This window comes from Halobacterium wangiae (genome assembly GCF_021249345.1).
Lineage (GTDB): Archaea > Halobacteriota > Halobacteria > Halobacteriales > Halobacteriaceae > Halobacterium > Halobacterium wangiae.
In genome coordinates this window covers 2460643-2483317 of sequence record NZ_CP089588.1, presented here as the reverse complement: position 1 = coordinate 2483317, position 22675 = coordinate 2460643, and the positions used below count along the sequence as shown (strand labels likewise).

Annotated in this window: 32 protein-coding genes, 1 tRNA gene and 1 other RNA gene; 17 read left to right on the top strand and 17 right to left on the bottom strand. The window is 66.5% G+C overall.

From position 1 onward, the window contains the following. Nucleotides 1–28 precede the first annotated feature (28 nt). Nucleotides 29–475, top strand: a complete 447-nt coding sequence (locus LT965_RS13115) for a pyridoxamine 5'-phosphate oxidase family protein (RefSeq protein ID WP_232701262.1) — start codon at nt 29–31, stop codon at nt 473–475. 9 nt (nt 476–484) lie between these two features. Here the strand turns inward: LT965_RS13115 and LT965_RS13110 are convergent, their stop codons facing one another. Beyond that, the gene (locus tag LT965_RS13110) at nt 485–853 is read right to left on the bottom strand and encodes a hypothetical protein (protein ID WP_232701260.1); all 369 of its coding nucleotides are present in this window, start codon (nt 851–853) and stop codon (nt 485–487) included. Nucleotides 854–1050: 197 nt separating this feature from the next. Between LT965_RS13110 and LT965_RS13105 the strand changes: the two genes are divergently transcribed. Continuing rightward, nucleotides 1051–1392: an SHOCT domain-containing protein gene (locus LT965_RS13105; RefSeq protein WP_232701258.1), complete on the top strand. Its 342-nt coding sequence runs from the start codon at nt 1051–1053 to the stop codon at nt 1390–1392. Between the two features lie 22 nt (nt 1393–1414). On the opposite strand, the gene LT965_RS13100 is transcribed toward LT965_RS13105, so the two are convergent. Then, entirely contained in the window at nt 1415–1843 is a 429-nt protein-coding gene (locus LT965_RS13100) for a DUF2267 domain-containing protein (RefSeq protein ID WP_232701256.1), read from the bottom strand. Between the two features lie 214 nt (nt 1844–2057). Between LT965_RS13100 and LT965_RS13095 the strand changes: the two genes are divergently transcribed. Continuing rightward, complete coding sequence (locus LT965_RS13095; protein ID WP_232701254.1) at nt 2058–3062, top strand: TSUP family transporter; 1005 nt, start codon at nt 2058–2060, stop codon at nt 3060–3062. A gap of 75 nt (nt 3063–3137) precedes the next feature. Here LT965_RS13095 and ddfA read toward each other — a convergent pair whose 3' ends face one another. Beyond that, nucleotides 3138–3461, bottom strand: a complete 324-nt coding sequence (gene ddfA / locus LT965_RS13090; RefSeq protein ID WP_232701252.1) for a DdfA family disk-determining factor — start codon at nt 3459–3461, stop codon at nt 3138–3140. Nucleotides 3462–3698: 237 nt separating this feature from the next. Further along, nucleotides 3699–4379: a helix-turn-helix domain-containing protein gene (locus LT965_RS13085; protein ID WP_232701250.1), complete on the bottom strand. Its 681-nt coding sequence runs from the start codon at nt 4377–4379 to the stop codon at nt 3699–3701. A gap of 257 nt (nt 4380–4636) precedes the next feature. Between LT965_RS13085 and LT965_RS13080 the strand changes: the two genes are divergently transcribed. Beyond that, a complete protein-coding gene (locus tag LT965_RS13080; protein WP_232701249.1) occupies nt 4637–5539 on the top strand; it encodes a bile acid:sodium symporter family protein in 903 nt (300 codons plus the stop codon). A gap of 1 nt (nt 5540) precedes the next feature. On the opposite strand, the gene LT965_RS13075 is transcribed toward LT965_RS13080, so the two are convergent. Further along, the gene (locus LT965_RS13075; RefSeq protein WP_232701247.1) at nt 5541–5795 is read right to left on the bottom strand and encodes a hypothetical protein; all 255 of its coding nucleotides are present in this window, start codon (nt 5793–5795) and stop codon (nt 5541–5543) included. 163 nt (nt 5796–5958) lie between these two features. Between LT965_RS13075 and LT965_RS13070 the strand changes: the two genes are divergently transcribed. Beyond that, the gene (locus LT965_RS13070; RefSeq protein WP_232701246.1) at nt 5959–6342 is read left to right on the top strand and encodes a winged helix-turn-helix transcriptional regulator; all 384 of its coding nucleotides are present in this window, start codon (nt 5959–5961) and stop codon (nt 6340–6342) included. 10 nt (nt 6343–6352) lie between these two features. Here the strand turns inward: LT965_RS13070 and LT965_RS13065 are convergent, their stop codons facing one another. The 4 genes from LT965_RS13065 to LT965_RS13050 form a co-directional block, all read right to left on the bottom strand. Next, entirely contained in the window at nt 6353–6724 is a 372-nt protein-coding gene (locus tag LT965_RS13065; RefSeq protein WP_232701245.1) for a DoxX family protein, read from the bottom strand. Continuing rightward, complete coding sequence (gene merB, locus LT965_RS13060; protein ID WP_232701244.1) at nt 6721–7284, bottom strand: organomercurial lyase; 564 nt, start codon at nt 7282–7284, stop codon at nt 6721–6723. The genes LT965_RS13065 and merB overlap by 4 nt, the downstream gene beginning before the upstream one ends. A gap of 223 nt (nt 7285–7507) precedes the next feature. Continuing rightward, nucleotides 7508–8857, bottom strand: coding sequence for an FAD-dependent oxidoreductase (locus tag LT965_RS13055; protein ID WP_269782681.1), 1350 nt, complete (start codon nt 8855–8857; stop codon nt 7508–7510). Nucleotides 8858–9034: 177 nt separating this feature from the next. Continuing rightward, nucleotides 9035–9745, bottom strand: a complete 711-nt coding sequence (locus LT965_RS13050) for a hypothetical protein (RefSeq protein WP_232701242.1) — start codon at nt 9743–9745, stop codon at nt 9035–9037. Nucleotides 9746–9964: 219 nt separating this feature from the next. Between LT965_RS13050 and LT965_RS13045 the strand changes: the two genes are divergently transcribed. From LT965_RS13045 to LT965_RS13035, 3 genes are all read left to right on the top strand, one after another. After that, entirely contained in the window at nt 9965–10408 is a 444-nt protein-coding gene (locus LT965_RS13045) for a DUF6653 family protein (protein WP_232701241.1), read from the top strand. A gap of 46 nt (nt 10409–10454) precedes the next feature. Next, nucleotides 10455–11366, top strand: coding sequence for an alpha/beta fold hydrolase (locus LT965_RS13040; RefSeq protein WP_232701240.1), 912 nt, complete (start codon nt 10455–10457; stop codon nt 11364–11366). 352 nt (nt 11367–11718) lie between these two features. Beyond that, entirely contained in the window at nt 11719–12354 is a 636-nt protein-coding gene (locus LT965_RS13035) for a GAP family protein (protein ID WP_232701239.1), read from the top strand. 157 nt (nt 12355–12511) lie between these two features. Here the strand turns inward: LT965_RS13035 and LT965_RS13030 are convergent. Continuing rightward, a tRNA-Arg gene (locus LT965_RS13030) sits at nt 12512–12586 on the bottom strand. Nucleotides 12587–12637: 51 nt separating this feature from the next. Further along, nucleotides 12638–12985, bottom strand: coding sequence for a hypothetical protein (locus LT965_RS13025; RefSeq protein ID WP_232701238.1), 348 nt, complete (start codon nt 12983–12985; stop codon nt 12638–12640). A gap of 81 nt (nt 12986–13066) precedes the next feature. Here LT965_RS13025 and LT965_RS13020 point away from each other — a divergent pair, with 81 nt between their 5' ends. The 3 genes from LT965_RS13020 to LT965_RS13010 all read left to right on the top strand — a co-directional run bounded on the left by LT965_RS13020 (nt 13067) and on the right by LT965_RS13010 (nt 15126). Continuing rightward, complete coding sequence (locus LT965_RS13020) at nt 13067–13906, top strand: geranylgeranylglycerol-phosphate geranylgeranyltransferase (RefSeq protein ID WP_232701237.1); 840 nt, start codon at nt 13067–13069, stop codon at nt 13904–13906. Nucleotides 13907–14025: 119 nt separating this feature from the next. Further along, nucleotides 14026–14673, top strand: a complete 648-nt coding sequence (locus LT965_RS13015) for an RAD55 family ATPase (protein ID WP_232701236.1) — start codon at nt 14026–14028, stop codon at nt 14671–14673. A gap of 42 nt (nt 14674–14715) precedes the next feature. Continuing rightward, the gene (locus LT965_RS13010; RefSeq protein WP_232701235.1) at nt 14716–15126 is read left to right on the top strand and encodes a CoA-binding protein; all 411 of its coding nucleotides are present in this window, start codon (nt 14716–14718) and stop codon (nt 15124–15126) included. A gap of 1 nt (nt 15127) precedes the next feature. On the opposite strand, the gene LT965_RS13005 is transcribed toward LT965_RS13010, so the two are convergent. Genes LT965_RS13005 through LT965_RS12995 form a run of 3 tightly spaced genes read right to left on the bottom strand, consistent with a single transcriptional unit; the run spans nt 15128 to nt 17513 of the window. Then, nucleotides 15128–16108, bottom strand: a complete 981-nt coding sequence (locus LT965_RS13005; protein ID WP_232701234.1) for a PLP-dependent cysteine synthase family protein — start codon at nt 16106–16108, stop codon at nt 15128–15130. Between the two features lie 27 nt (nt 16109–16135). Next, on the bottom strand, nt 16136–16447 hold the full coding sequence (locus tag LT965_RS13000; RefSeq protein WP_232701233.1) for a DUF5798 family protein: 312 nt from the start codon (nt 16445–16447) through the stop codon (nt 16136–16138). Between the two features lie 37 nt (nt 16448–16484). Continuing rightward, nucleotides 16485–17513 (bottom strand): nucleotidyl transferase family protein, encoded by a 1029-nt coding sequence (locus LT965_RS12995; RefSeq protein ID WP_232701232.1) that lies wholly within the window; start codon nt 17511–17513, stop codon nt 16485–16487. Nucleotides 17514–17616: 103 nt separating this feature from the next. Between LT965_RS12995 and ffs the strand changes: the two genes are divergently transcribed. The 5 genes from ffs to arsN2 all read left to right on the top strand — a co-directional run bounded on the left by ffs (nt 17617) and on the right by arsN2 (nt 20041). After that, nucleotides 17617–17928, top strand: an RNA gene (gene ffs, locus LT965_RS12990) — signal recognition particle sRNA. A 161-nt stretch (nt 17929–18089) separates the two neighbouring features. Further along, on the top strand, nt 18090–18464 hold the full coding sequence (locus LT965_RS12985; RefSeq protein WP_232701231.1) for an ArsR/SmtB family transcription factor: 375 nt from the start codon (nt 18090–18092) through the stop codon (nt 18462–18464). Beyond that, nucleotides 18457–19260 carry an arsenite methyltransferase gene (gene arsM, locus LT965_RS12980; protein ID WP_232701230.1) on the top strand — a complete coding sequence of 268 codons (804 nt, stop codon included), beginning with the start codon at nt 18457–18459 and terminating at the stop codon, nt 19258–19260. Before LT965_RS12985 ends, arsM begins: the two co-directional genes overlap by 8 nt. A gap of 54 nt (nt 19261–19314) precedes the next feature. Further along, nucleotides 19315–19602 (top strand): hypothetical protein, encoded by a 288-nt coding sequence (locus LT965_RS12975; protein WP_232701229.1) that lies wholly within the window; start codon nt 19315–19317, stop codon nt 19600–19602. Beyond that, nucleotides 19592–20041, top strand: a complete 450-nt coding sequence (gene arsN2, locus LT965_RS12970; protein ID WP_232701228.1) for an arsenic resistance N-acetyltransferase ArsN2 — start codon at nt 19592–19594, stop codon at nt 20039–20041. Before LT965_RS12975 ends, arsN2 begins: the two co-directional genes overlap by 11 nt. 27 nt (nt 20042–20068) lie before the next feature. Here arsN2 and LT965_RS12965 read toward each other — a convergent pair whose 3' ends face one another. The 3 genes from LT965_RS12965 to LT965_RS12955 form a co-directional block, all read right to left on the bottom strand. After that, the gene (locus LT965_RS12965) at nt 20069–20968 is read right to left on the bottom strand and encodes a mechanosensitive ion channel family protein (protein ID WP_232701227.1); all 900 of its coding nucleotides are present in this window, start codon (nt 20966–20968) and stop codon (nt 20069–20071) included. Further along, entirely contained in the window at nt 20968–21210 is a 243-nt protein-coding gene (locus LT965_RS12960) for a YhbY family RNA-binding protein (protein WP_232701226.1), read from the bottom strand. Before LT965_RS12960 ends, LT965_RS12965 begins: the two co-directional genes overlap by 1 nt. A gap of 67 nt (nt 21211–21277) precedes the next feature. Further along, nucleotides 21278–21553 (bottom strand): ribonuclease P protein component 4, encoded by a 276-nt coding sequence (locus LT965_RS12955; RefSeq protein WP_232701225.1) that lies wholly within the window; start codon nt 21551–21553, stop codon nt 21278–21280. A gap of 72 nt (nt 21554–21625) precedes the next feature. Here LT965_RS12955 and LT965_RS12950 point away from each other — a divergent pair, with 72 nt between their 5' ends. After that, nucleotides 21626–22675 carry a glycosyltransferase family 4 protein gene (locus LT965_RS12950; protein WP_232701224.1) on the top strand — a complete coding sequence of 350 codons (1050 nt, stop codon included), beginning with the start codon at nt 21626–21628 and terminating at the stop codon, nt 22673–22675.

The window sequence follows — 22675 nt, the reverse complement described above, 5'->3', positions numbered from 1 at the left end:
TTTGGGTCACGCCGTCGAAAATCGACGTATGAGTACCGACAGCCCCGTCGAGATGGACGGCGCCGAACGTGACGCGTTCCTCGGGAACGGTGGTACCGGCATGATATCCCTGTCGACGTCCGGGGACGAACCACCGCACGCGATCCCGGTGTCCTACGGCTACGACGCGACCGAGCGGACGTTCTACTTCCGGCTCGCCGCCGGCGACGAACGAGCCAGGGGGAACCTCAAGGAGCGGCCGGTGGCGTTCGTGACCTACGGCGAGAACGACGGCTGGCAGAGCGTCGTCGCGCGCGGCTACCTCGAGGACATCCACGAGGACGCGATCGCCACCCAGACACTGGAGGGGCTCGGTCGCGTGGACATCCCGCTCGTCGACATCTTCCACGTCCCGCTCCGGGAGGTCGGCTTCGAGTTCTACCGGCTCGTCCCCGAGGAACTGACGGCGCGTCGCGAGGTCAGTACCGCGGAGTAGCCGGCGAGACTACCCGGCGTCCGGTGTCGTCGCTTCCCGCAGGAAGAGGTAGACGGCGAGCAGGACGAACGTCGTGGCGACGACGCCGGTGGCCACGCCCACCGTCGCGTACTCCATCCCGCCGAGCAGCCACAGCACCCCGAGGTAGAACGCGAAGGCGACGCCGAGCAGGTAGAGCACGGGGCGCCAGTAGGACGTGACGTAGACGAGCGGACCGAGGAACAGTGCGAGTGCGACGAGGACGAACTGGGCGGCGCGGTCGTCGGGGACGAACGCCGCGAACAGCCCGAGGTAGAGGTGGATACCCGCGAGTAGGAGGGTGAGCGCGAGGAACGCCCAGTCGAACACGTCGAACTCCGTTCTGAAGCTGAGTGCCATCCGGGTGGTGCCACCTCGGACGTGTCTCGGACAACGGCCCTGAGCTACGAAAGCGTTGCCGCCGTTGCCGCTCCCCAGTCGTCGCTCGGGCGTCCACACCTGGAACGACAGGGTACGAGAACGACCGGGGCCGGTGAACCCACAGGGCGATTTATGTCCCTGGGCGCCGAGTTCTACCCGTACAGCGTGGCGATACGATGACAGGCAACCAGGGAAGCGACTCGCTGCTCCGCGTCGTCCTCGTCGTCCTCGCAGTGGTACTGCTCTCCCCGCTGCTGATGATGGTGGTAGCGATGCCGATGGTCGGGATGATGGGGTGGGGCGGCCGGACGTGGGTCTCGCCGCTGTGGGGCTTCAGCGCGATGCTGGTGTCACTCCTCGTGGTGTTAGGCGTCGGCTACGTCCTCTACCGCGCGCTCACTGACACCGGAGAGACGGTTGACCCGGCGCTGGAGGAGCTGCGGCTGGCCTACGCCCGGGGCGACATCAGCGACGAGGAGTTCGAACAGCGTCGCCGGCGCCTCCGCGAGGGGGAGTGACGGCAGCGCCGCGGTCGGCGGGTCACTCCTTCGGGCGCCCCTCGCCTTCGCCCCACCCGCCCGCGTCGACGACCCCGAAGAGCTTCCCCCAGTTGTCGTCCTCGGGGAGCTGGTCGCGGAGCTGCTGGAAGTCCGAGTCGGGCACCTGCTCGCGCACGAGGTCGACGACGAGCTGCGCGTGGTAGGCAGCTTCCGAGCGGTCGGTCTGTTCGACCGCGGCGACACGGGAGACGAACTCCTTCCAGTCGAAGCGCTGGCCGTGTTCGTCGACCGCGCCCGTCGGGTACCACTTGACCTCCATCGGGAGCGACGCCGCGAGGTCCTCCGCTGCCCCCTCGGGGATGCGCTCGCCGAGAGCCTGTAGTGTGGCTCGGGTCGCACGGACTGCCTCGCCCGTCCCGGGGAGTTCGAGTCGGTGCTGCACCTCGCCGGTGAACTCGTCGAAGTTCATGGTGCTACGTACGGTCTTGTTGTCTATAGTTGCTCGGCACAGTCCTGCGAACGCGACGGCACTCAGTTCGGGCCACGGCGCCCGTATCACCCCGTTGACTCAATAGGATGGCCGCCGAACGTTCTCGAAGAGGCGCGAGACGTGGGCGGTCACCGGCGAGCGGCGACGGTACGAGCGAGCGTCCGAACCAGCACGTCCCGAGTTCCCGACACCCGTGGACCGACATCCTGACGAAGCGACCGCTGGACCGAACCGCGCCGAGACGTCGGGTCGACAGATCGGCGTCGAAGCGGCGGCGCTGGACCGCGAGCGGACGGCCGTCGAACGGATGCGGCTGCCGCGTGCCGCGCTCCGGCGTCTCACCGTACTCGGTGTGGTGTACGTCGCCGTAATCGCCGGCATAACAGTCGTCGGTGGCACCGAGACGGGCGGGTTCAACGTCGTCCCGACCGTCGTCGCCCTCGCGTTCGTCCTCGAGACCACGGACTCCGCGGCCGGGATGGGGTTCGGGACCGGACTCGCGCCGCTCCTGTTCGTCCTCGGTTACGATCCGTTACAGGTCGTGCCGGTATTGTTGCTCTCCGAGACGCTAACCGGACTCGTCGCCGGCGCGGTCCACCAGACCGTGGCCAACGTCACGTTCTCCGTCCGTCCGCTCAACCGCGAGACGAGGCTGCTGGGGCTGTTCGTCGGCTTCGGCTCGCTCGCCGTGTTCCTGTCCGTCGGTGTCGCCTACTTCGCATTCACGTTCTCCGACGCGGTCATCGAGGCCTACGTCGCGTTCCTCGTCCTGGCGATGGGGGTGACCGGACTGGTGCGCGCACGACTGCAGACGAGAATCGAGTTCCGACCCCGTCGGCTCGTCGCGTTCGCGGTACTCGCCGGCGTGAACAAGGGCATCGGTGGCGGCGGATACGGCCCGGTCGTTACACTCGGGCAGATTCTCTCCGGCGTCTACGAGAAGAGCGCCGTCGCGATAACGACGCTCGCGGAGGGCATCGTCTCCATCGTCGGCGTCCTCTCGTTCCTCGTCCTGCTCGCGTACGGCGTCCAGGTCGACTTCCGGCTCCTCCCGTCGATATTCACGGGTGGGTTCCTCGCAGCCATCGTCGCCCCCTACCTGGTCCGGGTCGTCCCGAACGGCGTCTGGCGCTACCTCATCCCGCTGTACGCGTTCGGTATCGGCCTCACGGCGCTGGTTCTCGGTCTCGGGGTGTGACCCGAATCACCGAGTCCGGTGTACGGGGTGGCTGTGGGGGAGAGCCGCTACTCGGGTCCCGCCGCCCACTGGCCGCTAGTCCGGGGCTTCCGGCTCACCACCAGGATGGGAGTCGTGGCTCGCCCGCGTGACACCGTTCCCGTCGACAACCACGGAGCCGCCGCGGGTGACGGTGACCTGGTGGCCGGCGTAGTGGAACGACACACGGCAGCCGTTCGTGCCGGCAGTCGACCCGCCACCCTCGAACAGCGAGTTCAGGCTGTCCGGGTCGACACTGTAGTACAGCGGTTCCAGGTCGGCGGGGTCTGCGTCCGACTCCGCTGCGACTGCATCGACGACACGCCTGCTGAGGGGGTCAGATCGACCCGAGGACCCCAGCGACTGCGTCCGGTCAGTCATGGCTCGGAACCGTCGTCGTGTCGGCGACCACACAGTCCGCAGGAGCGTCGTCCCACCGGGCGGGCCGCCTGGATTTCTGTCTCTGTGCCTCTGCGCGGCTCGTTCGGAGATTGTCACCTTTCATACGACTACACGTCCGTCACGACGTGGATAGGCCAGTCGTCGGTAAAGGCACACGGTGGTCGCTGTACCACTCTTTAATGTCGGGGTGTCCCGGTGGGGGTCGGCGGGCCGCTCTCACTGCTCGTGGAGGACCGTGTTCGCGAGCAGATTCCGGTGGCCGCGTCTGAGTCGCGTCGACAGCGCGTTCCGGGAGATGCCGAGGTCCTCGGCCAGTTCGGTGAGCGTTCGGTCGCGGGGGACGGCGAAGTAGCCGGCGTTGTAGGCCGCCTCCAGGGCCTCCTGCTGGGCCGCCGTGAGACCGTACTCGGCCTGCTCCTGTGGGTTGTCCGGGCGGTAGACGCGAGTGACGTCCAGATCGAAGTCGTGTTCGCTGATGTAGTCGTGGAACTCCGAGAGGGCGGTCTCGTCGGGGAAGAGCACTTTCACCTCCCACTCCCCACCGTCACCACTGACCGCCTCGAGGACGGTCGCTTTGGAGTCCGAGACGGCCGTGACGAGGTTCGGTACGTTCGTCCCCCACGTGACCCGGTAGAACCGTTCCTCGTCGGTGCGGTCGGTCGCCTCCTTCGGTTCCTCGTGTTCCTCCAGGGTGAGCAGGTCGCGCACGTTGTCGTCCGCTCGAAGGGCCTCCTCGAACGTCTCGAAGTCCCCCTCCGTCGCCCAGAAGTACGGCGTCACGAACTCCGTCCCACCCACGACGCGCTTGATCTCGATTCGCATCTCGGGCGACGACGTCAACGTCTCCGCCAGTACGAACTCGCTCGCAGGGACGGTGAACTCCGCCATGACGCTCATTACACCCACACGTACGGCGTCCACCACCGTAAATTGGGAGTGGGCTCTTGGCGGGCGCTACTCAGTAGCGGACCCGAGCAACCACCGTCCCGGTGATGGTCGTGGCTATCCTGGCGGCTAGGCCAACCTCGCAGAATCTCGGCGTCCTCCTCGCAGGACTGCCCCGCCTCGGAGTCGATACCACGTCTCGCGGCACCTCCTCGTAGAATCGACGCCGTAATACGGGGACAGTACAGACAGCGAACAGGTCGAATCGAATGAACGTGACCGATCTCGTCGAGGACTATCTCCTGCTGTGGATACTCGTCTCGGTCGGCCTGGGTATCGCGATGCCATCGGTCGCAGTCGTGACGCGTGCGTCGACGGTCATCCTCGCAGTGATGATCGGGAGCATCTCGCTGACGCTCTCTGTCGATCAGTTCGACCAGATTCGCGTCAGGACGGTCGGCCTGATCCTCCTGGGTCACGTAACGATGCCCTTCCTCGCAGTCGGTGTTGCACACGGACTCGGCGTATCGCCGGCACTGACAGTCGGTTTCGTCATCCTCGGTGCAGTGACGCCAGAACTCGTGACGCCGGTGATGACCGAACTCGCGGACGGCGATACGGCCCTCGCGACGACTGCCCTGGTGGTCATCGGTGTCGGGAGTGTCGGGTTCATTCCGGCAGTCGTTGCCCACCTCGCGGGCGGAATCTCTGTCCCGACGCTGCCGATAGTCGAACAGTTGGTCGTGGCCGTCGTCCTGCCCATGTTCGTCGCCATCGGCGTACGAGCGTGGCAGCCCGATCGTGTCGGTGAGTACGACGCCTACTATCCGGCGATCTCTGCGACGATGGTGGTTCTCATCATCGGCGGGGTAACAGCCGCGAATGCCGGGGTCATCCGCTCGAACCAGACGCTCTTGGCCAGTGTCGCGGCTGGTGTCGTCGTGCTGAACGGGCTGGGGTACGTGGTCGGCTTTCTCGTGAGCCACTGGGGAGATCGACCGACACGTATCGCGTCGATTCTCTCCGTAGGAATGCGTGATTTTGCCGTCGCAGCGGCACTCGTGATCGCGGCTGGCCTCCCGACGATTGCGTCGCTTCCAGCGGTGGTCTTCGGTGTCGTCGAGATGGCGACGAGCGCCGGTCTCGCCAGTTGGTTCGGACGAGCAGATTGAGTTACACCGCCGCCGCTTCCAGACGCTCAACGAACCCCTCTCGGAACACCTGTCGCGTCCCGTCGGGACCAGTGACAGTCAAGACCGTTTCGTCGTACGGGGGCGACACGGTGATGTGGTACTCGGCAAACGAACAACACTGCAACTCGTTCGAGGTGAACCGGGCGACTGCCCGGAGTGACTCGTCGGTACCGTCGAACCGAACGTCCACGCCGTTCTCGCGTTCCTCGTAGCCCACGTACCGGGAGACGAGCACTGACTGGACTTCGTCGGGTCGTGCTGCGTTTTCTTCGTCGGTCAGTGTACACGCAACCGCTCGTTCCGAGTCGTTCTGGCTCATAGCGTAGTATTACTTTGAATGCCGAACTATTTATGCTGTGGAGTCCGAAGTAGAGAACCAGGTGTGGTGACCGAAAGCTATGGCAGATACCACTGACACGGAGACTGATACGCCCGACCCAGCAGTTGTCGACCAGGAGTGTCTCTGTCCCCTGGGCGGGGTGATGGATCTTCTCAGCCGTCGGTACGCGATGCAGCTCATCTGCGTGGTGGGCGCAATCGGTCCAGCACGGTACGGCGACATCGAGGAGACGTTCGATGGCGTGAGTAGTTCGACGCTCTCGACGCGGCTCGAGGAACTCGTCGAGGCTGGGATCCTCTCCCGGGAGCAGTACGCCGAGATTCCACCACGGGTCGAATACGACCTCACGGAGATCGGTGAAGAGCTGGGCGAGCATCTCGAACCGCTCCTCGAGTGGGCCGAAGCGATCGACGAGGAGGAGCTGTCGGTTGGCCAAACGTAGCGTTCTGACGCTACCCCGGAATCGAGAGGAAGCGGACTGCGAGCAGACCTGCAGTGAGGACGAGTAGCGTCGCTGGAACGGCAGTTTTCGACGGCGAGTCACCAGTGCGAAGGTGGGTGACTACCGCACCAGCCAAAACAGTACTCAGGAGCACGCCACCGACCAGTGTGAGTCCGGGCGACCACAGGAGGCCTGCGAGCAAACCCGCTCCGGCCCCGATCTCGACGACGCCAGTACCGATTCGGGCCCACTGTGGATAGCCGAATCGCTGGAAGGCTTCCACCTGGTCCTCTCGGTGGGTGACCTTCGCTCCTCCGACGCCCACGCCGACGAGTCCGAGTACGGCTTGCGAGCCGAGGATAGCGACGGTGGAGAGGTTCATTCTGCAACCTCCGACGGAGTCGCCGTCAGCGCAGCGGCGATGGGAACGCCGGAGTCGAGGGGGATTCCAACCGTGGTGGCAGCCACGTCCTTCGCCCAGTTCCCGTAGTCCTCGCGGGTGTAGAACGCCTTCACGTACGGACAGACGGCACCGTAGACGTCCTGGGCAGTGGGTGGTTCGTCGACAGGAACGTCGCTCTCAGTCGCCACGCCGAACGACATGACCGCACCTGACGGCGTCACGTCGACCTCACTCTCGGGTGACGCCCGTATCTCGATAGGTTCGTTCGTGGGGGTTTCGGTCCGGATCTCGACGGGTTCGTCCACGAGGTGGGCCAGTGCGATGCCGTCGTAGAAACACCGGAAGTAGTAGGTCTCGGCGTCCGTCTTCGCTTGGTGAGGGGTCTCCGCCTCGACGTGGCAGAGTTCGTCGATAGCGATCCCGTCGCCCTCGACCACAGTACGGATCGCCGCAACCACGTCGTCGAACGCTTCGACTGGTCTGCCGAAGAACCGACTCACGTTGTCTGCCACGGCGTCCGGGAGTTCTGCGGTCCTCACTGGCCGCTCCTCGATCCAGTTGACCGATTCTCGGGGCTGTTCAGGTACGTGATCGACCGTCGGGTCGCCACAGTTGCAGTCTTGGTCCGACATGCACCCACACATCTATTCCCGAAGTAATTATACTTCCAAGTCCGAAGTAAAGCAGCAGCTTCGGCTGCTCGAAGTTGGTGCTTCGCCGACGAACAGGCACTAACCGTTCACTGACCGACAGCGACAGCGTTCAGCCGGTCGGTTTGAACACGCGCCACACGTTCCCCGGACGCAGCAGTGTGGTTGGTGGGCGTTCCATCGTCAGCACCCGGAAGAACTCGCTGGACAGTGTGCTGTCGGTGTGAGCTCTGCGAGCCAACCGGGAGAGATACCAGCCAGTGAGGGCAGTGCCCCGGGGTCTGGGACCGGTCGTCTGCGGGAACGCGAAGTCGTTACCCGCCGCCAACGTCCACGCCGCGTCGATCACCGCTTCGGCACGGTCGAAGAAGCGAAGCGCGAGGTTCTCACGGCCGCCCGCAGCCAGGGTCTGGTGGAGCACGAGTGCTTCCAGAGCCGCCACAGACATCCCCTGGCCGTAGATCGGGTTGAAGCTCGCGATGGCGTCGCCGACGACCACCAGTCCGTCGGGGAATCTATCGAGGTCCGCGTAGCGGTACCGTCTATTGGCCGGGAACGGGTACTGCTCGACGTCGGCAGAGACCTGACGGTGGTCGTCGAGGAGCTGTTCCACCTCGGGGGTCAGCAGGCTCGCCGCGAACTCCCGGAATCCCGTGTACTCTGTCGGGGGATGGTCACCGTGGACGCCGTGTACGCTCACTACCCAGCGGTCTCCTTCGACGGGCGCAGCCATCCCACCACGGGTGTGCGGTGGGGACGGTGGGACGAGGAACGTGCGCAGGTCGTCGGCAGGTCGCTCGATGTAGGTGGTGCTGTAGGCCACGTCGATGCGCACCTCGTCGACGTCCGGCGGCGTGTAGCCATGGGTTTCGAGCCACGTCGGCGTTCGACTCGTTCGCCCGGTGGCGTCCACGACCAGGTCGGCGGCGATCTCCGTCTGGTCGGCACCCTCTCGGACGGCCACTCCTTCCACGACCGTCTCTGTGTCGTCGAGGAGGTAGTCGGTGACCTGGCAGCCCGAGCGGATGTGGACGCCATCGAGAGCGGATACGTACTGTCGGACGGTCTGCTCGATCAGCGGTCGAGTTGCGGAGTACGTCTCCATCGGAGTTGGCCCGTGGGCGAGGAAGTCCCCCTCGACGTAGAACTGCACGTCGCTGGCGAAATCGACGACGACTCCGCCAGCTGAGACGAGTTCCTCTCCGTACCCCGGGAACAGATCCTCCAGCGTCGCCCGTCCGGCTTCGAGCAGCGCGTGGGGATGCGCGCCCTGGGGCACCCCTCGACGCACAGCTGGCTCGGTCGGCAGTTGATCTCGTTCGATGATCGTCACGTCGGCGAATCGGTCCGCTAACACGCGAGCCGCGAGCAGACCGGCCATACTCGCTCCACACACGACTGCGTTCCCACGCCTGTCTCCCACCTGATTACCGTCGTACCGCGAAACCGTTGCTAGGGTCATGATGCCTGCTCTCCACTCTGCTGAGTACGCGTGCAGCCACGTTAACTGTACACACGGTCTCGCGGTGAGTTCGCCCCCGTCCAGCCCGGCCGTTCGTCTCCGTTGGCGCGTCCACGGCTCGACACGTATCACGGGTGGGCGAGCGCACGAGCCCCGGGGAACCCGGCGGCTACACCCCTACTCGTCCTCGGTTCCCGACCCGGGTCGCTCACCCTCACGGTCGTCGGCCCGTGGTTCTACCGGGCTATCAGCGTCGGCACGCGCCTCTACGCGCGACTTGATTCCGAGGAGCATCCCACGAGTCATCACGAACGTGATCGGGTCGAGCACCGTCTTGCTGGCGAGTTCGACCAGGGGGTTCTGGAGTAAACTGATTCGGGAACGCACGAGGAGCCGCGTGGTGGTCTCGTCTACGGGTTCGAGCACGAACGCCCACACCCACCAGGGTGGTTGCTCCGGGCTCTGGAGGACGAGCGACCGCTCGGGGGTGAACGAGGCGACCTCGAGTTTAGTCTCGGGGAACCGGTCGGCACGCGCGAGCCGTACCGTATCTCCCACCGAGAGTTCCTGGTACTCGGGGACGATCTCCTCGGCGTTGTGGATGTCGAGCCCGACCAGATTCTCGGCCCACTGGTAGCTGTAGAATCCACCCTGTTCCTGCCCGAGTTGCCGGAGCCACGGCCAGATCGCCTCCGGCGGTGCGTCGATGCGGACGCCCATCGTCGACTCGCCGTCGGGCTCTGCGAGTAATTCGTCGCCGGGGAGCGTCCTCCTCACGTCCCCGGGAGTCGCACCCCAGTTCAACATCCGCGGCCGAACGACCACCCAGTACACCACGCCCAGGAGAACGGCGCCCACGACCGGACGAATGCGGCGCAGGACAGCCACCGTTCGACTCGGAGCTGGGTCAGACGGCTCGGCGCTGCTTCGTTCGGAGAGCTCCGCTTGGTCGTCTCCCATGGTCCAACAGAGGTCTGGCAGCTACTTAGTGAGGAGTTCCAGTCGACACCGACGGAGCCTGCCTCGACGTCGGCGGGGGACCTCGCGTCGAGTCGGCCAGGAGACGCGCTCTCAAGGTATAGATGACTCGAGCCCCTACGTGAGAACATGCGACACACGCCCGACGACGTCGAGGAGGTCCTCTGGTCCCGGCATGCGAACCCGAGGAGTGGGTGGACCCGGCTCCCGACGGGGGCCGTCCTCGTCTACGCCGTCTACCGGCGTGACTGGCGGCTCCTCCTCGCGGCCCTCCTCTGGGCAGCTGTCAATCCGTTCCTCTTCCCGCCGCCGGAGACTGACGACGCCTTGATGACCCGGGCCGTTCTCGCCGAACGGTGGTGGGTACGTGAGGAGGACAACGGCACCGTGGGGGTCACCTACCCGAACGTCTGCAACACGGGAAGCGCGCTCGCGTTCGTCTGGGCGCTCGTCGCCGCCTGGCGACGGCGACCCGGCCAGACTGCCCTCGCCACTGTCCTGGCGAGCGGGCTGAAGCTCTGGTGGGTCGGCGTGCTCGTGCGCCGTTTCGACGCGAGCAGGCAGGCATCGTGAAGACCGATATGCTCCCCACCCACCGTCTGGCTGGACGCTCCACTCGGTGCGCTCACAGATGAACTACCACGAGTTCCTCGATACTGCCACCGTGTGGGCGAGTTCGGTCGCTCTCCGTGGGGACAAGTTCTTCTCGGGGAGCATCGACAGCCCCCGCATCGGAGACGCCGTATCCGAGGCACAGGTAACGCTCGGTACCCTGGAAACGGACGGGACCCAGGTCGTCACCGTCGAGACGCCCGCTGGCCGATTCGAGTGCGGCTATCTCACGTGGCGCTGGTACGGCGACGACGTCCCGACGCTGCTCTTCCACCACGGGAGCGGGGAGAACCCGTTCGACTTCGGCCAGTTCAGTTCGAACACGTTCCGACGATTGTTCGCGACGGAAGCGTGGGACGTCCCTGTGAATTTGATCGTCGTTCGCGCACCGTTCCACGACCGCTCCAGCGCGGAGTACGCTCGCTCGATGCGGGACCTCGCAGATTTCGTCGGGATGTGTGCATCGTCGACGGCCCTGGTCGACGCGCTCACCGAGACACTACGTGAGCGTGGCAGTCCCGGCGTGGTCGTCTCCGGAATCAGTCTCGGCGGGTGGGTCACGAACCTCCATCGCGCGTTCGCCGGAACAGCGACCAGGTACGCCCCGATATTTTCGGGTGCGTCCTTCGGGGAGATGTTCGCTACGTCGGTATACCGGAAGATGACCGGACCGCAGGCCCGAGCCAACCCGGACCGACTCCGGGAGACGCTGGACTTTGAACGGGCCTTCACCGAGAGCGGAACGGACGACTGTTCGCCGCTGCTCGCACGGTACGACCGGATCATCGAGTTCGACGTGGAACGAGACTGTTACGGCGGGCACCCGCTGACCGTGATCGAGAAGGGGCACATCACGGGGTCGCTGGCGACGTCGCTCCTCAGAGCACACGTTCGAGAGTCGATTCCACGGGTGTTTTGACAACAAATACGCCTCCGTGTGCTCCTCGTGCGAGACACAGCGTGCAGATTCGGCGTGAGTTCCAACTGCGCTGCGAAAGGGACGGACGTTCAGAACAGGAGGAGCGGGTACCACAGTGCTCCCGGGTTGTCTCGTTGTCTGTCGAGAACAGTTAGTCAACTATCGAGAGTGGGTCGAACTCGACTGCTGATTACGAGTCGCTGGTAATCGCACACGTTCTCCGGGGGTACATCATTAATTGCCTTGGGCGACCTACAACTCTAGTGCAGACCACCACAATAATGCCGTACATCGCCTACCGAGACGGAGGTCTCGAACGGCTGGACGGATCGACCCACGGTGAGTACGAACGATGAGCTTCGTCGAAGTTCTCCCGCTGGCCATCGTGATGATCGCAGGCCCACAGATTCTCTCCTCGATCTTCCTCTCTACGAGCGAGCGGTGGCGGGCGAACTCCACGGCCTACGTCCTCGGTGCGGCCATCTCTATCAGCCTCGTCGTCAGCGTCGCGTACCTCCTCGGGAACAGTTTCGGTGGTGGTGGCGGCAGCCTGCTAGGTGCGAGTGCACGACAGCTCCTCTACGTCGCCGTCCTCGTCTTTCTCCTCTACGCTGCGGTATCGACCTACCGGAAACGAGCGGTGTCGGAGCCCCCGGAGTGGATGGGTGAGTTGACCAGCGCGGCGCCGCCGTTCTCGTTCCGACTCGGGCTCCTCCTCCTGGGGGTTTTCCCGACCAACATCGTCACCTCGATTAGCGTCGGAACCTACCTCGCGGCCGACGGTGCCCCGGTTACGGACGCGGCGGGATTCGTCCTGCTCACGCTCTTCCTCCTGGCGCTTCCGTCGCTCGGGGTGTTCCTGCTCGGGAAGCGAGCCGAGGCCGCGCTCCCGGAAGTCCGCGACTGGATGAACGACAACTCGTGGGTCATCTCCGAGGCGGTGATCGCGATCTTCCTCGTCCTGACGCTCCGGAATCTGCTCGTGTGAAATAACCACCACGGAATCGCCTGCGCTGGGTCATGCCGCCACCAGTGGAGGCCGATTCCTGCCACTGCTTCGCACGTTCACGCTCGCCGAGCGGGTTCTCGTGGTCTGTATCCCTCGGCTCAGATTCGACTCCTCGCCCCGCTCGTCGTCAGAAGTATGGGCGCTGCAGGATTTGAACCCGCGACAGCCTGGTCCGAAGCCAGGTACTCTGTCCAAGCTGAGCTAAGCGCCCGGCATCCGTTCGTACACGGAGGGCAGTTTTAAACCTCGTGATTCGGCACCGTCACCGGCGGGTGGCGAGCAGCGCGGCGACGGCCGCGGCGACGACGTTCGGGTCGTCGGGCCGACACGCCTGCTCGCCCTGGATGCGGACGCCGGCGAGCAGCTGTGGCGCGCGCCACGACGGGTGGTCGAACGAGCAGACGGACTCGTTGTCCTGTTGGGTCGCGGCCGAACCGAGGTGGGTGGCCGCGCTAGGCTCGTCGCCGGGACTCGTGGGGGTGGTTGAATCCCCGGAGGCGTCGGCGGCGCCGGCGATACCCACACCACCGAGGGCCGCACTCGTGAGGAGTGCAACGGCGGCGAGGACGGCGAGAGCGGCGCTGCGCGGGCCGGAGGGTATCGTCCGCACGTTGACGCGGACCGGGAAGTCGGTTTCGCTCGTTCTCGCGTATCGTCTCCTTTATGCCGGGTGGTCGACCAAGGCGAGTTCATGACAGTCGCGGCCACGGCGCGCGGCCTCCTCGAACTCACGCGGCCGACGAACACCGTCGCGGCGGGTGCGCTCACGTTCATCGGCGCGTTCGTCGCGGGCGGCGCGTTCGACCAGCCGACGGCGACGGCGGCCGCCGTCGGGGCGACGTGGTTCGCGACGGCCGCCGGGATGGCCATCAACGACTACTACGACCGGGACATCGACCGCATCAACGACCCCGAACGGGCGATCCCGCGGGGCGCCGTCTCGCCTCGCGGCGCGCTCGCGTTCAGCGTCGTGCTGTTCGTCGGCGCCATCGCCCTCGCCGTGCTGCTGCCGCCGCTCGCTCTCGGCATCGCCGCGGTCAACCTCGCCGGCCTCGTCACGTATACGGAGTACTTCAAGGGCCTGCCAGGTGCGGGGAACGCGCTCGTCGCCTACCTCGTCGGGAGCACGTTCCTGTTCGGCGCCGCCGCCGTCGGCGAACCGCTCGCCGGGGGCGTGCTCGCGGTGCTCGCCGCGCTCTCGACGTTCACTCGCGAGGTCATCAAGGACGTCGAGGACCTCGAAGGAGACCGCGAGGAAGGACTGAACACGCTCCCCATCGCCATCGGCGAGCGGCGGGCGCTCGTCCTCGGCGCGGTGTTGCTCGTCCTCGCCGTCGCCGCCAGCCCGCTCCCGTACCTGCTGGGTACCTTCGGAATCTGGTATCTCGTCGCCGTCGCGCCCGCGGACGCGGTGATGCTGCTAGCCGCCTACCGGAGCTTCGCGGACCCCGAACGCGGCCAGAAACTGCTGAAGGCGGGGACGTTCGTGGCGGCGGTCGCCTTCGTCGTGGGGCGGGTCGCGGCGGCGTAACCCAGGCAATCAAAAGGAATATAAGCGAATCGGCGTATCTTCATGGCAGATGAGCGCGGGGGAGCAACACTCTGGAGTCCGCCACCCCCTGTTGCAGTCCGGAGGCGAGGGGTAGCGACATGTACGAACTCGGTGCGGCCTTCTCCGACGTCGAGGTCGATGCGGGGACCAACGTCCTGATCGAGGGGCCCCCGATGAGCGGCAAGCGTGCGCTGGGCTTCCGCATCCTGGAGGCCGGCGCGCGCAACGGCGAAGGGTCGATCTTCGTCACGACGAAGGACAACGCCGACCGCGTCGCCGAGGACTTCGCCGAACTCGCGGGCGACATCGACCCGACGGTCGGCATCGTCGACTGCGTCACGAAACAGCAGGGGATGGGGAGCACGACGGAGTCCGAACTCGTCCGGTACGCCTCCTCGCCCGTCGACCTCACCGGCATCGGTATCGAGCTCTCGGAGCTGCTGCGCGCACTCTACCAGAAGCGGGGGCTCACGCGCAACCGCATCCTGCTGCACTCGCTGTCGACGCTGCTGATGTACTCGGACCTCCAGACGGTGTTCCGGTTCCTCCACGTGTTCACGGGCCGCGTCCAGAGCGCGGACGCTCTCGGCGTCTTCGTCATCGACTCCAGCGCACACGACGAGCAGACCGTCAGCACGCTCAAGCAGTTGTTCGACGGCATCGTCACGGTCCGGGAGGACGACGGCGGCGACTTCGAGGGCCGCCTGATGGGCGTCGACGGCGGTACGGACTGGCGCAGCCTGTAGGTCGTCCTCTACTTTTTTCGCCGTTCGCCACGTAGCCGTCGTATGCCCGTCGACTCAGACGACGAACTGACCGAGATACTCGACTACGAACACGTCGCCGTAGTCGGCTGTTCGAACACACCCGGGAAGGACGCCCACGAGATCCCGGCGTACCTCCGCGACCACGGCTACGACATGATCCCCGTCAACCCGTTCGCCGACGAGATATTCGACCGGAAGGCGTACGACTCGCTGGCGGACGTCGAGGACGAGGTCGACATCGTGGACGTGTTCCGTCCGAGCGAGGAGGTCGCCGGCATCGTCGACGAGGCGATCGAACGCGACGACGTCGACGTGGTCTGGACGCAACTCGGCATCGGCGACGACGATGCGGCGAAGCGGGCGGAGGACGCTGGGATACGCGTCGTCCAGGACAAATGTATGAAGGTCGAGCACCGACGGCTGAAGGCCTGACTCAGCCCTCCCACTCCTCGTAGTCGCCGTAGACGCCCTTCGAGAGGTAGCGCTCGCTGGAGTCCGGGAACACCGTCACCACGCAGTCGTGTGGGAGGTCGATCTCTCCCGCTGCCGCGCGTTCGGCGACGTCGAGGGCGGCGAGGCTGTTCGCGGCGGAGCTCGACGCGACGAGCTGGCCCTCCTCCCGGGCGAGGCGCTGCATCTCGGCGTGGGTGTCGCGGTCGGGAATCTGGACGACGTCGTCGACGAACTCGGGGTCGAACAGTTCGTTCGTCGCGGGGTCGTGGGTGCCGATCCCCTCGGTCTTGTACGACCCTTCCTCGACGTCCCGGCCGAGCATCCGGGAGTACAGCGACCCGGACGGCTCGACTGCCGTGACGTGGAGGTCGGGGGCGTGTTCGCGGAGGTACCGCCCGGTTCCCATGAGCGTCCCCGCGGTGCCACAGCCGGCGACGACAGCACCGACCTCGCCGTCGAGGGCGTCGTGGATCTCCGGGCCGGTGAGTTCGTAGTGGGCCTCCACGTTCAGTGGGTTCGAGAACTGCTGGGGGACGACGGCGTCGTCGAGTTCCTCGGCGAGTTCGTGGGCGCGCTGGATTGCGCCACCCATCCCGTCCTCTGTGGGCGTGTTGATGACCTCGGCGCCGAGCGCGTCCATCAGCGTCTGCTTCTCGACGCTGAAGCGCTCGGGCACGACGAAGACGGCGTCGACGCCGAGCTGGCCGGCGGCGACGGCGAACCCGATGCCGGTGTTGCCGGCGGTCGGCTCGATGACGGTGCCGCCCGCCGGGAGTTCGCCGGATTCGAGCATCGCTTCGAGCATGTACAGTCCGATGCGGTCTTTCACGCTCGCGCCGGGGTTGAACGACTCCAGTTTCGCGTACACCGGCACGTCGTTGGGGGCGGCCTGCACCCGCACGAGCGGCGTTTCCCCGATTGTGTCGAGCACCGAGTCCAGCGGCCTCCCGTGGGTGGTCATTACCGCCGTAATTCTTGCCGGCGTTCTTTAGTCGTTGCCATCCGTGGTGCCGTCGTCGCTCGCCTCGACCGTCGCGTCCGTGGCACCGCCGGCGGCTCCCGCGACCGCGGCGTCAGCAGTAACGTCCTCGACGTCGACGTCGTACTCCGCGGCGAGTGCTTCGAGGAGCGCGCGCTGCTCGGCGAGTTCCGTCTCGAGGACGGCCACCCGGTCGTTGGTCTCCTCGACGGTGCCGGTGAGTTCGTTGACCTGCTCGCGGAGTTTCTCGAACCGTTCGTACAGTTTGTCCGCGACGTCGGTGACTCGCTGGAGTTTCTTCGCGGTCGAACCGAATCCCATGGGGGAGCCTAGCGCGGCTGACGGGATGACAGTTTCCCTATCGCTCGGGCCACTTCCCGGCCACGTCGGCGAGGTAGCTCGCGTACTCGTCGACGGCGGCGTCCCACGCCTCGCCGCCGTCGCGGCAGGCGGCCTCCAGGTCGGTGAGGCGGTCGGCGTCGTACGCCGAGACGAGACACATCATCTGGAACACCGTCGACTCCCCGGGACTGGCCCCGCCTTCGGCGGCCTCGTGGACGAGGTCGTCGACGCGCTCGGGCGCCATGTCCATCGTGATGGCCGACCCCGGAATCGTCTTCGCCATCTTCGGGTAGCCGTCCAGGCCGGGGACCATCCGCGTGAATAGTCCCTCGAACGCCGGCTCGAACGGCGTGTCCTCGAGGTAGTACTCGTTGGCGAGCACCAGCGCGTGCTCGTCGACGCCGAGCACGAAGACGGTCTGGTCGTAGCCGTCTGCGAGCGTCGGGTGCACGAAGTCCGCGAGACAGAGCAGGCCGGTGAGTCGGCTGGCGAACGCGGTGCTGCCGGTGGCGTCGGCGTGGTCGACCTGGTCGGCCTCGTAGGCCTCCCGGACGGCTTCGACCCACTCGGTCGGTTCCACGTCGAAGCTGAGGTCCGACTCGAACTCGAACCACGGCGCCAGCCGGAACGCCGTGTGCATCACGTCGACCGCGTCGTACTGCGTCCGCACGTGCCCCTCGTAGCCGATGCGGTCGAGGAACGTCGTGTAGTCCTCGGCGAGGTCCCGGAGGACCTCGAGGTCGCGGCCGCTGTCGGCGTACTTCTCGTAGTCCGCGACGAGGAACTCGGTGTCGAAGCCGGCCTCGTGCAGGCGTTTGACGGCGAACATCTGTGCGACGGTGCCGACGTGTGGCGTCCCCGTCAGGCCCGCACTCGCCACGAACAGCGTCTCCCGCTCGTCCGCGCGCTGGAGGGCCGTCACGTCCGTCGTCGCCGCGAACGCGCGCTCGACGAGCGACGCCGGTAGCGAACCGACGTCGACGTCAGGTCGGTCGTAGTCGAACTCCTCGCGCGTCGTCGCGTAGTGGTCGGGTAGCCCGGCCATATCTGGCGGTTTCCGCCGCACGAGTAAAGTGTTAACTCGCTACACGTTACCAATGAACGTCTTCGCGACCCGAAAGGTCCTTATGAGGGTGTGAGTAATGACGAACTGGACTAGGCCGGGCGGTTTGGCCCCGCCCGCAACCCGCGAGATAGTCATCAGCGGGGGCCGAACACCAGGGGAGTCCGGTAGACGCGTCCGGGCCCCGGGAGCCAACGTGGAAGCCTCGTCCTTCGGGGACGGCGGTCCGCGGCGCGCGCCTGCAAGGGCGTCGTCGTCGCGGTTCGTCGGTGCCACTCCGTCAGGCACGGAAGTGAGCAGCGGAGCACCGAACGTCCGTCGCTCGAAGGGTCGCGGGGTGGAGAAGGCGACCGGGACTACCCGGGCGGGAACACCGGGCGACCCCGGCTGTCCACACTCATACTGCCGCCGTACTGTACGCGAGCCCCGGGCTCGCCCTCGAAGCGACCCGTCGACCACTTCTTCCAGAAGGGCTAGTCGGGAGTTCCACTCACGTCCACCCCGAGCAGTCGACCCGAACTATTATATTACGGTACCTTAATATTAGAATACGCTAAAATGGCGCAGCAGGAACCCACCCCCGACGCGGCTGACGAGACGGACCGACCGGCGCCCGGCTGTTGTTCGGTCGGCCACCAGCTCCCGGAGCGAGCGGTCGCGGCCGACGTCGACACGCTGGCAGCGCTCGGCAACGACACGCGCTACGAGACCCTCCGGCTCATCGCCGACGCGGAGCACGCAGTCTGCGTCTGCGAACTGGAGCCGGCGCTCGGCGTGAGCCAGAGCGCGGTGAGCCAGGCGCTCTCGCGACTGTTCGGCGCCGGGCTGGTCGACAGACGGAAGGAGGGGCGCTGGCGGTACTACACCGCGACGCCCCGAGCCGAACGCATCCTCGGCGTCCTCGACGAGACGAGAGGAGGGGAGCATGACTGACGACGCGCAGACCAGCGACGGCGTCGACGCCGCGACACAGCGGACCGCGGTTCGGCAGCGGTACGCCGATGCCGCGACCGACTCGTGTGGCTGCTGTGGCGACGCGTCGACCGACGAGCCGGAGCGAACGGCCCGGGATATCGGCTACTCAGAGGACGACCTGTCGGCCGTCGAACCGGGAGCGAATCTCGGACTGGGCTGTGGGAACCCGACCGCCATCGCGAGCCTCGAGGAGGGCGAACGCGTCCTCGACCTCGGGTCCGGCGGCGGCTTCGACTGCTTCCTGGCGGCCCGACAGGTCGGCTCCGCTGGCAGCGTCGTCGGCGTCGACATGACCCCGGAGATGGTCGAGCGGGCGCGGGAGAACGCCGCGAACAACGACGCGGGGAACGTCGAGTTCCGACTCGGCGAGATCGAACACCTGCCGGTCGCCGACGAGTCCGTCGACGTCGTCCTCTCGAACTGCGTCGTCAACCTCTCGCCGGAGAAACCACAGGTGTTCCGGGAGGCCTACCGCGTCCTCCGTCCGGGCGGCCGCCTCGCCATCTCGGACCTGGTGTTGACGGCCGACCTCCCGGCGGAGTACCAGACCGACCTGGACACGATCGCCGGGTGCGTCGGCGGCGCGACCACGCCACCGGCGCTCGAGGCGATGCTCGCGGACGCGGGGTTCTCCGACGTCTCCGTCGAACTCGACGCGGACGGCGACGACGTCGACCGCGAGTTCGACGCCGACCGGGAACCCAGCGACTACGTCGTCTCCGCGACCATCGAAGCCGAGAAACCGACAGCGTAGCGACCGCACGAACGGACGACCACCCCACGAACACAGAGAACGGAGCTACCTACGATGCACCAATCACCCGACCCCGAAGAACGGACGACGTACGGACGAGTAACCTGGTACGGAATCGCCGTGAGCTACGCGATGGCGGCAGCGATACCGCTGTTGCTCTGGGCGGCGAGCGCCCCGCTGACCGCGGCCGTGGTCTTCGCCGCAGCCTCGGTCGTCGCCGTCGGTACGCGACGCGCTCACCGCCTGGCTCGCTGCGTCAGGAACTGTAAGGGCCTCGCGTTCGACCTCCCCGGCACCGTCCGCGTCACCGTCGCCTGGACGCCGACCTGCGATGCCTGCTGACGCCTCGCTTACCGTCCGGGAGGCCGACGCGTCGGACCTCAACCGCGTCGCGACCCTGCTGGCGGACAACGACCTCCCGCACGACGACCTCGGGGAGAGTCCCGGGCAGTTCTTCGTCGGTTGCGTCGACGAGACCGTCGTCGCTGCCGGCGGCATCGAACTGTACGGCACGGCGGCCCTCCTCCGGTCGCTCGTGATCGCGGAAGCACACCGCTCGGAGGGATACGGGACGGCGCTGTGCGACGAACTGGAGACGGTCGCCGTGGAGAACGGCGCGAACGCGCTCTACCTGCTGACGACGACTGCGCCGGCGTTCTTCCGGGCGCGCGGGTTCGACGTGACCGACCGGGACACTGTCCCCCCGCGCATCCAGGAGACGACGCTGTTCGCCGACCACTGTCCGCGTTCGGCGACGTGCATGGAGAAATCGATAGACTGACCGGCCGCGCGGACGCGCCGAACCGTACTACCCGTCGAGCTGTTCGACGCCGGCGGAACCGCCGAGTTGCCCCGCGCTCGGCGACTGGGAGAGTTCGACCTCGCCGTCGAGCGTCCGGATCGGGTACGGGATGTCGATGCCCGCCTCGTCGAAGCGCTCCTTGACCCGCTGGACGTACGTGCTCCGGGTCTTCACGAAGTCCGAGCGGGAGGGGTTGTCGATCCAGAACCGACTCTTCAGGCCGACGTAGGAGTCACCGAGTTCGGTCAGACGAACGGAGACTGGCGGGTCGTCGAGGATCTCGTCGTGGTTCTCGGCCTCCTCGACGATGATCTCGGTGGCCTCGTCGATATCGTCGTCGTAGCCGATGCCGAAGAGGAACTGCTGGCGCAACTGCTCTTTGGCCACCGGGTTCTTGATGACGCCGTCGGTGAGCTGCGAGTTCGGCACCGTCAGTAGTTCGTTGTCGAACGTGCGGACGCGAGTGACGCGGAGGCTGATGTCCTCGACGACGCCCGAGTGGTCGTCCCACTCGATCCAGTCGTCGATGCGGAACGGCTCGTCGGTGTAAATGAACACGCCGGCGACGAAGTTCGCGATGACGTCCTGCATCGCGAACCCGATGGCGAGCGTCGCGGCCGCCGCGATGGTCGCGAGACTCGTCAGGAAGTCGCCGTAGTCCGCGAAGCCGAACGCCACCGAGATGGCGGCGAAGACGACGGCGATGTTGACGACCTTCTGGAGCGGTCGGCGCGCGTGCGTGTCGAGGTCGCGGCGTTCGAGCACGCGGTCGAACAGCGGTCTCACGACGGCGCGCCCGAGCAGGTAGACCGCGGCGAACGACACCACGAAGTACACCAGCTGGGTGATCCCGACGGCGTACTGCGGGACGACGTCTTCGACGAACGGCAACGGGTCCACTGGCATTACCTGTAGACCGCCGTGTTACCGCGGACGTCGACGATCTCGCTGCCGGTCTGTTCGGCGAGCTTGTCGGCCAGGTCCGCCGTCTCCTCGCTGCCGCGGGCCGACCGCAGGAACTTCACCTTCACCACGTCGCGGTCCTGCAACTGGTCGGCGAGTTCCTCGGTGACGGAGTCGACGCCCGCCTTCCCCACCCAGACGGTGACGTCGGCCTCGTGTGCTTTTTTGGCTAGGTCCTCGGACATTCCTACCCGCTCTTGCGGCGCAGAGGCATTGAAAGTTGTTACCTAGACATCGTGGCAGTTCGGGCCCCTACTCGTAGGGGTACCTGGCCTGGTGGCCGCAGTCGCAGGTCACGACCACGTGGCCCGAGCGGGTGCGGACGCGGGCGTTCCGGCCGGGGATCAGGTAGGCGTCGCAGGCGTCGCAGGTGAACCGGCGGAATTCGCGGGGGAGGGTGAGACGGTTGCGCTCCGCGAGACGGCGAGCGAGTCGGACGTACTCGCGAGCGCGTTCGGCGTCCCCCTCCCGGGCCGCTTCCCGGGCGAGCACGCCGAGTCGGTCGATTCGGTCCGCCGCGATTCCCATATTCGCGCTGGGCGCGTCGCCCACAAGACGGTTCCGGTAGGATTATCGGACCCGCTTGGATTGGCTCCGGTAATGCGTGCGTTGAACTACCTCGAGTTCGAGGACCGCGTCCGCGGCGGGATGGTCACTGCGACCCGCCAGCAGCGGACGGCCCTCGCGACGACGGACGTCGAGGTAGTGGAGTCGCCGTGGCGCGCCGGCAACCCCGTGCAGTCCCTGGGGACCGCGTTCGCGGGCGAGGGCTACTTCGCGGACTACGACGTCGCCCACTGCAACCTCGTGGGGCCCGGGAGCGTCGCCGTCGCCCGCCACGCGAAGCGAAACGACATCCCGCTGGTCCTCCACGCCCACGTGACCAAGGAGGACTTCGCGGAGTCGTTCCGCGGGTCGACGACTGTCGCCCCGCTGCTCGAACCGTACCTCCGGTGGTTCTACTCGCAGGCCGACCTCGTGCTCTGCCCGAGCGAGTACACGAAGGGCGTCCTCGAGTCCTACCCCGTCGAGGCGCCCATTCGCCCGATGTCCAACGGCGTCGACGTCGACAGCATGGCCGGCTACGAGCAGTTCCGCGAGGAGACCCGCGAGCGCTTCGACCTCGACGGGATGGTCGTGTACGCCGTCGGCGAGGTGTTCGAGCGGAAGGGGTTGACGACGTTCTGCGAACTTGCCCAGACGACCGACTTCGACTTCGCGTGGTTCGGCCCGTACGACGAGGGGCCACAGGCTGGGAAGGCCACGAGGAAGTGGGTGAACGACCCGCCGGAGAACGTGACGTTCACGGGGTTCATGGAGGACAAGCGCTCGGCGTTCGGCGCGGGCGACGTCTACCTGTTCCCCGCGAAGGTCGAGAACCAGGGCATCGCGGTGCTGGAGGCGATGGCCTGCGGGAAGCCCGTGGTCCTCCGGGACATCGACGTCTTCCGGGAGTTCTACACCGACGGCGAGGACTGTCTCATGTGCTCGACGTTCGCCGAGTTCCGCGAGGCCCTCGAACGCCTCGCCGACGACCCGGAACTGCGCGAGCGCCTCGGCGAGAACGCCCGGGAGACGGCCGAGGAACACAGCCTCGAACGAGTCGGCGACGCGCTCGAAACGACCTACCGCGAACTGGTGGAGGGGTAG